The sequence below is a fragment of the Achromobacter sp. D7-1 genome, assembly GCF_059760445.1.
On the sequence record NZ_JCBAMT010000142.1, the window covers coordinates 1 to 9670 of the forward strand.

The window sequence follows — 9670 nt, forward strand, 5'->3', positions numbered from 1 at the left end:
AGCAACGCTTGCCGGCCTCGGCGCGTATACTGGGCGGCGTTGCGGGCCCTGGGGGGCCCGCGCAATCGCTGGAGCTGCCCGCAGCTGGCGGCCCGGCGTCTAACAATAACGAGCCGCAGCTGGCGCCCCATCACTCCATAGACCACTTCATGACCGCTAACCTTTCCAAGATCACCTGCGTCGAAGATCTGCGCGCCATTGCGCAGAAACGCGTGCCGCGCATGTTCTACGACTACGCGGATTCCGGCGCCTGGACCGAAGGCACCTACCACGCCAACGAAAGCGATTTTCAGAAGATCAAGCTGCGCCAGCGCGTGGCGGTGAACATGGAAGGCCGGTCGCTGCGCACCACCATGGTGGGCCACGATGTCATCATGCCGCTGGCGATTTCGCCTACCGGCCTGACCGGCATGCAGCACGCCGATGGAGAAATCCTGGCGGCCAAGGCGGCGGCGGATTTCGGCGTGCCCTTCACCCTGTCCACCATGAGCATCTGCTCACTGGAAGACGTGGCCGAAGCGACCAAGAAGCCCTTCTGGTTCCAGCTCTACGTGATGCGCGACCGCGAGTTCGTCGCCAGCCTCATTGACCGCGCCAAGGCTGCCGGCTGCTCGGCGCTGGTGCTGACGCTGGACCTGCAGATCATGGGCCAGCGCCACAAGGACATCAAGAATGGCCTGTCGACGCCGCCCAAGCCCACCCTGCGCAATCTCATCAACCTGGCGACCAAGCCGCGCTGGTGCATGGGCATGCTGGGCACCAAGCGCCGCACCTTCGGCAACATCGTCGGACACGTCAAGGGCGTGGACGACCTGTCCTTGCTTTCGTCCTGGACGGCCGACCAGTTCGATCCTCGCCTGAGCTGGGACGACGTCGAATGGATCAAGCAGCGCTGGGGCGGCAAGCTCATCATCAAGGGCATCCTGGACGTCGAGGACGCGCAGATGGCCGCCAATAGCGGCGCCGACGCGCTCATCGTCAGCAACCACGGCGGACGCCAACTGGACGGCGCCATGTCGTCCATCGCCGCCCTGCCCTCGATCGCCGATGCCGTCGGTTCCAAGATCGAAGTGTGGATGGACGGCGGCGTGCGTTCCGGCCAGGACATCCTGAAGGCCGTGGCGCTGGGCGCGCGCGGCGCCATGATCGGCCGCGCCTTCCTGTACGGCCTGGGCGCCTACGGCCAGGCCGGCGTGAAACGCGTGCTGGAGATCCTGTACAAGGAAATGGATACGACGATGGCGCTGTGCGGCCGTCGCTCTATCGAGCCCGGCGACCGCAGCATCCTGCTGCCCGGCACCTACCTGAACTGAACGGTTCGGCGGCCCATGAGAAAAAGCCTGGATACGGTAGCGTGCCAGGCTTTTTTCGTTGGCGCGCGCTCTGGGAGGGCACATGAGCAAACGCAGGAGCCATCATGACGCGTAACAAACAAGACAAGGCACGCCACCCGGGCGCGGGCAAGCGGCTGCTGGGCGCGGCGGTGGCGGCGTTGCTGTCGGCCGGGGCCGCGGCGCAGCAGACCACGCTGCATGTCGGCATGAACGGCGGCGACATGGCGCGGGTGTTCACGCAGCATGTGTTTCCGGCTTTTGAGCGCGCCCATAACGTCCGGATTGTGGTGGAGCCGGGCATATCGACAGAGGTGCTGGCGCGGGCCCAAGCGGAAAAGGACAAGCCGCGGCTGCACCTTATGTTCCTGGACGACGGCGTCATGGCGCGCGCGATATCCATGGGGCTGTGCGCGCAACTCAATGACGATCCGGTGTTGAAGGAGCTGTACCCCACCGCGGTGAAGAAGGATCGCATGGCCGCGGGGATCGACATCGGCATGACCGGCCTGGGCTACAACACCAAGGTCTTCGCCGAGCGGGGCTGGGCGCCGCCGACTTCGTGGATGGACCTTGCCGATCCGAAGTACAGGGGCCAGGTCGTGGTCCAGTCGGCCTCGAGCAGCACCTTTGGCCTGCATACGTTCCTGATGATCAACCGCATCCTGGGCGGCGACGACCGGAACTACGGACCGGGCTTCGCGCACTGGCCGACCGTGGTCGGCCCGAACGTGCGCGAATACCTGCCGGATTCGGCGCGCCTGGCCGACATGGTGCAGGCCGACGAAGCGGCGCTGTTTCCCTGGACACCCACCGCCATCACTCGCCTGAAGAAGCGCGGCGTGCACGTGGAATACGCGCAACCCAGGGAGGGATCGATGATCCTGATGGTGGGCGAATGCGTCGTTGCCGGCAACAGCCAGCCGGAGCTGTCGCAGAAGCTGGCGCTGTATTTGCTGTCCGAGCGGGCGCAGACCAAGGCGCTGGAGATGGGCGGGCACTTCCCGTCCAACCGCAACGTGCTGGCTCCCGCCGACCATGCGGATGCGCTGCAACGTTTCCAGGGCTATATGTCGAACGCCAAGATACCGAACTGGGACCAGATCAACGAGACCCGGCCCGCGTTCAACGCCCGCTGGAACCGGGAGATCGGGCGCTGACGGCCTCTGTCCCGGGTGGGCCAAAAAAGCGCAAAATCTGCAAAGGCCGGCCCGCTACATTGCTCTCCAAGGAGACCGCATGAAGCCCGCAACCCTGAACCACTATGGCCAGCGCCTGGAGCCCGTCCTGCGCTGGCTGGCAAGCCACCCCGACGCCGACCCGGACCTGTACCGGCTGGCCGAGCTGGCCTGCCTGTCGCCCTATCACTTCCATCGCGTCTACCGCGCCATGATGGGAGAGACGGTGAACGCCACCGTGCAGCGTATCCGCATGCACCGCGCGGCGGTGGCGTTGGGGAATTCCGAGGCTTCCTTGCGCGAGGTGGCGCAGCGCGCCGGCTATGAGTCGGACGCGGCGTTCAACCGGGCATTCGGCGCGACCTTCGGCATCTCGCCGGGGCGATACCGGGCTGTCCGCTCCCGTCCCTTCGACCCCCAGGAGCTAGGCATGTATCCCATCAAGATCGAAACTTTTCCCGGCGCGACGCTGGCGGTCCTGCCGCATCGCGGCAGCTATCAGGAGATCGGCCCGCTGTTCTCGCGCGCCTTCATGCTGGCCGTGAGCCGCGGCATTGCGCAGCCCGATTCCATTGGCTATGGCGTGTATTTCGACGACCCCGAGCAGGTGCTGGCCAGCCAGCTGCGTTCCATGGCCGGCATGTCGGTGGCGCCCGACGCCGACCTGGGCGCGGAGCTGGAACGCTTCGAGATCCCGCAAGGCCGCTGCGCCATCCTGACCTACACCGGGCCCTACAACGAGATGGACAAGCCCTACAACTGGATGTTCTCGGAATGGCTGCCCGGCAGCGGCGAGGTGCCGGCGGATTTTCCGATGTTCGAGCAGTATCTGAATGATCCGCGCACCACGCCGCCGGCGCAGCTGCAAACGCGCATCTGCCTGCCGTTGAAGTAAGGCGCGGCACCGCCGCCGCGCCTTGCGCGCTCAGCGGGCTGGCGTCTGGAAGCTGACCGAGGCCGGACGGCCGGGCAGGTTCAGGGTCGCGGTGGCGGGCGGCGTGGTCGCCACCACCTGGCCGGCGCGCAGCACCATCAGGCGGGTGGCGCGCAGGCGCAGCGCTTCGACGGCATCGCGCGCCTGCAGCAGCACCAGATCAGCGCGCTTGCCGACCGCCAGGCCGGTTTCGTCCAGACCCAGGATCTTGGCCGGCGTGGTGGTGACGGCTTCGAAACAGGCGCGCATCGCGTCCTGGCCCGTCATCTGGGCCACGTGCAGGCCCATGTGCGCGACTTCCAGCATGTCGCCCGAACCCAGGCTGTACCAGGGGTCCATCACGCAGTCGTGGCCGAAGGCCACCGGCACGCCGGCTGCCAACAACTCGGGCACGCGGGTCATGCCGCGGCGCTTGGGATAGGTGTCGTGACGGCCTTGCAGCGTGATGTTGATCAGCGGGTTGGCGATGGCGGCTACGCCGGCTTCGCGCATCAGCGGGATCAGCTTGGAGACGTAGTAGTTGTCCATGGAGTGCATGGACGTCAGGTGCGAACCCGTCACGCGGCCTTGCAGGCCCAGGCGTTGGGTGTGGTACGCCAGCGTCTCAATATGGCGCGATAGAGGATCGTCGCTTTCGTCGCAGTGCATGTCCACGCGCAGGCCGCGTTCAGCAGCCAGTTCGCACAGGATGCGCACCGATTCCGCGCCGTCCTGCATGGTGCGTTCGAAGTGCGGAATGCCGCCGACCACGTCCACGCCCATGTCCAGCGCGCGCTTGAGATTGTCCAGGGCGCCGGGGGCGCGCAGCACGCCGTCCTGCGGGAAGGCCACCAGCTGCAGGTCCAGGTAAGGCTTGACCTTCTCGCGCACGTGCAGCAGCGCTTCCGTGGCCAAGAGGCGCGGATCGCACACGTCCACGTGCGAGCGGATGGCCAGCAAGCCCCGCGCCACGGCCCAATCGCAATAGGCCAGCGCACGCTCGACCAGCGCTTCCTGGGTCAGCAGCGGCTTGAGCTCGCCCCACAGCGCGATGCCTTCCAGCAGCGTGCCCGACTGGTTCACGCGAGGCAGTCCGAAGGACAGCGTGGAATCCATATGGAAGTGCGCGTCGACGAAGGGCGGCGCCACCAACTGGCCCGCCGCGTCCACGGTCTGCGCGGCCTCGGCCTTCAGCGCCGGCTCCAGCGCCACGATGCGGCCGTTGGCGATGCCGATGTCGATGTTCTGGCGGCCATCGGGCAGCGTGCAGTGTCTGAGTATCAGGTCGAGCATGGTGTTCCTAGCTGAAGGTTTCTGTGGTTCATGGTACTGCGCCCCTCGTTGCATCAAACCGGCGTCGCCCTATCCGGGACGCTCAGCCGGTCCGAAGCGATGCTCATTGGCGGCATGAAGCTGGTGCTCCCCCATCCGGGTCGCATGGAGCCGGCTCTGCCGGTCCATCGCGACGCCCCTGGGGGAAGCGCGCAGCGCTCGGGGGGGCCCCTACCTTTCGCCTTTGCGATAGGGCTTCATCAGCGCCTGCGGATACGCGGCGCGGCGCGCCATCACCACCAGGGCGAGGATGGACAGCACATAGGGCAGCATCAGATAGACCTGGTACGGCAATTCCGGCAGGCCGGGCAAGGCCGCGCCGCCTTGCTGCATGCGCAGTTGCAGCGCGTCGAAGAAGGCGAAGATCAGCGCGCCCAGCAGCGCCTTGCCGGGCCGCCATGACGCGAACACGACCAGCGCCACGCAGACCCAGCCGCGGCCGTTGACCATGTTGAAGAAGAAAGCGTTGAACGCCGCCAGCGTCAGGAAGCTGCCGGCCACGCCCATCAGCGCGGAGCCCGCGACGATGGCGCCCATGCGCAGGCGCGTCACCGACAGGCCCTGCCCTTCGGCCGCAGCCGGGTTCTCGCCCACCATGCGGATCGCCAGGCCGACCGGCGTGCGGTTCAGCACCCAGGCCAGAATGGGCACGGCGGCCAAGGCCAGCAAGGTCATGGGCGTCTGTCCCGCCAGCACCGGGCCGATGAACGGAATGCCGTCCAGGAACTTCATCTCGGCGAACGGCGTGATGGTGGGCGGCGTGGTCACGCTGGGGAAGGTGACACGGTAGGCGAAATAGCTCAGGCTGGTGGCCAGCAGCGTGACGCCCAGGCCGGACACGTGCTGCGACAGGCCGAGTGGCACGGTCAGCACTGCGTGCAGCAGCCCGAATACCGCGCCCGCAAAGGCGGCCGCCAGCACGCCCACATAGAGCGGCGCGCCCAGGTACACCACCAGCCAGCCGGTGAAGGCGCCAGCGGCCATGATGCCTTCGATGCCCAGGTTCAGCACGCCCGCGCGTTCGCACAGCAGCACGCCCAGCGTGCCCAGTATCAGCGGCGTCGCCAGGCGCAGCACTGCCACCCAGAACGCCGAAGAACTCATCAGATCCATCCATTCCATGGCGTGTTCCTCAGGCCCGGTTGCGGCGCAGGCGGTACTGCGCGAATAGCGTCGCGACCAGCATGGCGAGCAACGATGTGGCGACGATGACGTCGGCGATGTAGTTCGGCACTGCGATGGCGCGGCTCATGCTGTCCGCGCCCACCAGCATGCCGGCCACGAACAGGCTGGCCAGGATCACGCCCAGCGGATGCAGGCCGGCCAGCATGGCTACCACCACGCCGGTGTAGCCATAGCCCGGCGACATGTCGAGCGTGACGTAGCCGGTGCGGCCCGCGACCTCGATCGCGCCCGCCAGCCCGGCCAGCGCGCCGGACAGCATGGCGGTGCCCAGCATGACGCGGCTCACCGGCAGGCCCAGGAAGCGCGAGGCGTGTGCGTTGGCGCCGACCGCGCGCATCTGGAAGCCGAATACGGTGTAGCGGTTCAGCAGCCACAGTCCCAGCGCCAGGCCGGCGGCCCACAGCAGGCCGGTGTGAGCGCGGGTGCGTTCGATCAGCTTGCCGAGTTCCAGGTCGCCGTTGAGCGCCACGGACTGCGGCCAGCCCATGGCCATGGGATCCTTCATGGGGCCGTCCAGCATCATCGACACGAACAGCAGCACGATGAAGTTGCCCAGCAGCGTGGTCACCACTTCGTCCACGCCGAGGCGGGTCTTGAGGATGGCGGGAATCAGCAGCAGCAAGGCGCCAGCCAGGGCGGCGGCCAGCATCATGCCGGCAAACAGCGCGGGCACCGGCAGGTCGAAGCCGGTGCCGTCATGCAGGCCGCCCACCGCCACCGCGGCCAGCGCGCCCAGGTACAGCTGGCCTTCGGCGCCGATGTTGTAGAAGCGCGCGCGGAACGCCACCGCACAGGCCAGGCCAGTCAGCATCAACGGCGTGGCGCGGGTCAGCGTTTCCGACAGCGCGAAGCGCGAGCCGAACGCGCCTTCGAACAGCAAGGCATAGGTGCGGCCCACGGGGGCGCCGGCCCAGGCCACCAGCAAGGTGCAAACCGCCAGCGTGAAGGCGATGGCCGCGAAAGGCGCCAGGGCCAGCGCCAGGCGGCTGGGTTCCGGACGGCGTTCCAGGATCAGTTTCATGCGAGTAATGCTCGGTAGGGGGTGGAGTCGCGCGGAAGGGAGCGGGTTGTCATCCCTGCGTGCCCGTCATGGCCAGGCCCACCGTGGCGGGCGTCCATTCGGACACCGGCTTCACGGCGATCAGCTTGCCGCCGCACAGCACGGCGATGCGGTCGGCCAGCGCGAAGATTTCTTCCAGGTCTTCGGATACCAGCAGCACGCCCGCGCCGCGCGTGCGCGCCGCCAGCAGTTGCTCGCGCACATAGGCGACCGCGCCGATGTCCAGGCCCCAGGTGGGCTGGTCGGCCACGATGAAGCGCGGTTGGCGCGCCAGCGTGCGGCCCAGGATCAGCTTCTGCATGTTGCCGCCGGACAGGCTGCGGGTGCGGACGTCGAGCGACGCGGCTCGCACGTCGAACTGCTTGGCCAAGGCTTGTGCGTACGCTTTGCCGGCGCGCGCCCGAATCAGGCCCCAGCGCGCAAAGCGCGGGTCCTTCAGGTCTTCGACGATGGCGTTTTCCCACAAGGGGCTGTCGCCGATCACGCCTTCGCCGTGGCGGTCTTCCGGGATGCGGCCGACGTGGGCCGCAGTCCAGCCGGCTGGCGTCGTGGGGGCCGCCGCATGCTCGGGGCCCAGGCGTATGGTGCCGTCCGTGGGCTGGCGCAGGCCGGTCAGCACCGATACCAGCGCCTGCTGGCCGTTGCCGGCCACACCCGCGATGGCGACGATCTCGTGCTTGTGGACCACCAGGTCCAGGCTGTCCAGGCGCGTGGCGCCGTCGCGGCCGTCGCGCACCGTCACTTGCGACAGCGTCACCACGGGCGCGGCCTGCTCGGCGGCGGCCACGGCTTCGGCGTGCGGCATGACGACCTTGCGGCCCACCATCAGCTCGGCCAGTTCGGCCGGGTTGGTGCTGGCGGTCTCGCGCTCGGCCACCAGCTTGCCCTGGCGCAGCACCGCCACGCGGCCTGACACCGCCATCACTTCGTCCAGCTTGTGCGAGATGAAGATCACGGCCAGGCCTTCGTCGACGAAGCCGCGCAGGGTGGCGAACAGGTCCTGCACTTCCTGCGGCGTGAGCACCGCGGTGGGCTCGTCCAGGATCAGGACGCGCGCGCCGCGGTACAGCGCCTTCAGGATCTCGACCCGTTGCTTCTCGCCGACCGACAGCGTGCCGACGCGCGCGTCCGGGTCCACGCCCAGGCCGAAGCGCTGGCCCAGTTCGACCAGCCGCTGGCGCGCCTTGCCGCGGCCGGATGCCAGTTTCCACAGCGATTCCGTGCCGACCATGATGTTGTCCAGCACGGTCAGGTTGTCGGCCAGCGTGAAGTGCTGGTGCACCATACCGACCCCGGCCGCCAGCGCGGCGTCGGGCCGGCCGGCGGGCAAGGGTTGGCCGAAGACTTCAATGTTGCCGGCGTCGGCCACGTAATGGCCAAACAGGATCGACACCAGGGTCGATTTGCCGGCGCCGTTCTCGCCCAGCAAGGCCAACACTTCGCCCTGGCGCAGCGTGAGCGATATGTCGTCGTTGGCCGTGAGGCTGCCGAAGCGTTTGGTGATCCCCGACAGCTGCAGGGCGAGAGACGCGTGGTTCATCGTGCCGAGGACTTGGGTTCTTTGTCGTTGACCTTGACGCTGAAGCCGCCGTCCAGGATGGCCTTCTGCTTGGCCTGGACCTTGGCCATCAGGTCGGCCGGGATCTTGCTTTCGAAGGTGCCCAGCGGCGCGAGCGACGAGCCCTTGTGCTTCATCAGCGAATACTGGCCGTAGTCATCGGCCTTGAACGTGCCGGCGCGGACCTGCTTGAGCGCTTCGTCGATGGTCGGTTCCATGCTCCACAGCGCCGAAGCCACCACGGTCTCCGGATACTGCTGCTGCGTGTCGATCACGTTGCCGATGGCCAGCTTGCCGCGTTCCTTGGCGGCGTCTGACACGCCGAAGCGCTCGGCATAGAGCACGTCGGCGCCCTTGTCGATCATGGCGAAGGCGGCTTCCTTGGCCTTCGGGGGATCGAACCAGGAACCGATGAAGGTCACGGTGAATTCGGCTTGCGGGTTCACTTCCTTGGCGCCTTCGATGAAGGCGTGCATCAGGCGGTTCACTTCGGGGATGGGGTAGCCGCCCACCAGGCCGATCTTGCCCGTCTTGCTCATGCCGCCGGCGATCATGCCGGTCAGGTAGGCGGGTTCCTGGATGTAGTTGTCGAACACCGAGAAGTTGGGCTGCTGCGGCTTGCCCGAGGAACCCATCAGGAAGGCGGTCTGCGGATAGTCCTTGGCCACCTTGCGGGCGGCGGCTTCCACCGCGAAGGCCTCGCCCACCACCAGCTTGTTGCCCTGCTCGGCGTACTGGCGCATCACGCGCTCGTAGTCGGCGTTGGTGACGTTTTCCGAGAACGTGTATTCGATCTCGCCGCGATCGCGGGCCGCGACCAGCGCCTTGTGGATGCGCGACACCCATTGCTGTTCGACCGGCACCGTGTAGATGGCGGCGACCTTGGTCTTGGCGGGCGCCTGGGCCTGGGCGACGCCCGAGAACAGCAGCGCGCCGGCAGCGGCTGCGGCCAGCTTGAGCAGGCCGCGGCGGGCGGTGCCGGCGGCGGGCGGGGGGGGAAAGGCTTTCATGCGGGGGACTCCTGCGCCGGGGAGGGAAGGGGAGGGGGTGGGGCTGGCGCTTATACACATCTGGCGCGGCCGGCGACCCACCTTAGGGGTGGATCTGTGGGGG

8 protein-coding genes are annotated in these 9670 nt (G+C 67.6%); 3 read left to right on the forward strand and 5 right to left on the reverse strand.

What is annotated here, in order from left to right; genetic code table 11:
- Nucleotides 1-149 precede the first annotated feature (149 nt).
- The 3 genes from AC6LKD_RS31860 to AC6LKD_RS31870 all read left to right on the forward strand — a co-directional run bounded on the left by AC6LKD_RS31860 (nt 150) and on the right by AC6LKD_RS31870 (nt 3404).
- Nucleotides 150-1313 carry an alpha-hydroxy acid oxidase gene (locus tag AC6LKD_RS31860; RefSeq protein WP_498118475.1) on the forward strand — a complete coding sequence of 388 codons (1164 nt, stop codon included), beginning with the start codon at nt 150-152 and terminating at the stop codon, nt 1311-1313.
- Between the two features lie 104 nt (nt 1314-1417).
- Nucleotides 1418-2491 (forward strand): extracellular solute-binding protein, encoded by a 1074-nt coding sequence (locus AC6LKD_RS31865; protein ID WP_013390804.1) that lies wholly within the window; start codon nt 1418-1420, stop codon nt 2489-2491.
- A 79-nt stretch (nt 2492-2570) separates the two neighbouring features.
- Nucleotides 2571-3404 carry an AraC family transcriptional regulator gene (locus AC6LKD_RS31870; RefSeq protein ID WP_498118476.1) on the forward strand — a complete coding sequence of 278 codons (834 nt, stop codon included), beginning with the start codon at nt 2571-2573 and terminating at the stop codon, nt 3402-3404.
- A 30-nt stretch (nt 3405-3434) separates the two neighbouring features.
- On the opposite strand, the gene AC6LKD_RS31875 is transcribed toward AC6LKD_RS31870, so the two are convergent.
- From AC6LKD_RS31875 to AC6LKD_RS31895, 5 genes are all read right to left on the reverse strand, one after another.
- Nucleotides 3435-4715, reverse strand: coding sequence for an amidohydrolase family protein (locus AC6LKD_RS31875; protein WP_498118477.1), 1281 nt, complete (start codon nt 4713-4715; stop codon nt 3435-3437).
- 210 nt (nt 4716-4925) lie between these two features.
- Nucleotides 4926-5876, reverse strand: coding sequence for an ABC transporter permease (locus AC6LKD_RS31880; RefSeq protein WP_013390807.1), 951 nt, complete (start codon nt 5874-5876; stop codon nt 4926-4928).
- Nucleotides 5877-5886: 10 nt separating this feature from the next.
- Nucleotides 5887-6960 carry an ABC transporter permease gene (locus AC6LKD_RS31885; RefSeq protein ID WP_013390808.1) on the reverse strand — a complete coding sequence of 358 codons (1074 nt, stop codon included), beginning with the start codon at nt 6958-6960 and terminating at the stop codon, nt 5887-5889.
- A gap of 49 nt (nt 6961-7009) precedes the next feature.
- Nucleotides 7010-8539, reverse strand: coding sequence for an ABC transporter ATP-binding protein (locus tag AC6LKD_RS31890; RefSeq protein WP_498118478.1), 1530 nt, complete (start codon nt 8537-8539; stop codon nt 7010-7012).
- Nucleotides 8536-9567, reverse strand: a complete 1032-nt coding sequence (locus tag AC6LKD_RS31895; protein ID WP_498118479.1) for a BMP family protein — start codon at nt 9565-9567, stop codon at nt 8536-8538. Before AC6LKD_RS31895 ends, AC6LKD_RS31890 begins: the two co-directional genes overlap by 4 nt.
- Between the last annotated feature and the right edge of the window lie 103 nt (nt 9568-9670).

Coding starts and splice junctions, on each gene's coding strand:
- AC6LKD_RS31885 (WP_013390808.1), bottom strand. CDS start 6,960: ATGAAACTGATCCTGGAACGCCGTCCGGAACCCAGCCGCCTGGCGCTG.
- AC6LKD_RS31870 (WP_498118476.1), top strand. CDS start 2,571: ATGAAGCCCGCAACCCTGAACCACTATGGCCAGCGCCTGGAGCCCGTC.
- AC6LKD_RS31860 (WP_498118475.1), top strand. CDS start 150: ATGACCGCTAACCTTTCCAAGATCACCTGCGTCGAAGATCTGCGCGCC.
- AC6LKD_RS31895 (WP_498118479.1), bottom strand. CDS start 9,567: ATGAAAGCCTTTCCCCCCCCGCCCGCCGCCGGCACCGCCCGCCGCGGC.
- AC6LKD_RS31890 (WP_498118478.1), bottom strand. CDS start 8,539: ATGAACCACGCGTCTCTCGCCCTGCAGCTGTCGGGGATCACCAAACGC.
- AC6LKD_RS31875 (WP_498118477.1), bottom strand. CDS start 4,715: ATGCTCGACCTGATACTCAGACACTGCACGCTGCCCGATGGCCGCCAG.
- AC6LKD_RS31880 (WP_013390807.1), bottom strand. CDS start 5,876: ATGGAATGGATGGATCTGATGAGTTCTTCGGCGTTCTGGGTGGCAGTG.
- AC6LKD_RS31865 (WP_013390804.1), top strand. CDS start 1,418: ATGACGCGTAACAAACAAGACAAGGCACGCCACCCGGGCGCGGGCAAG.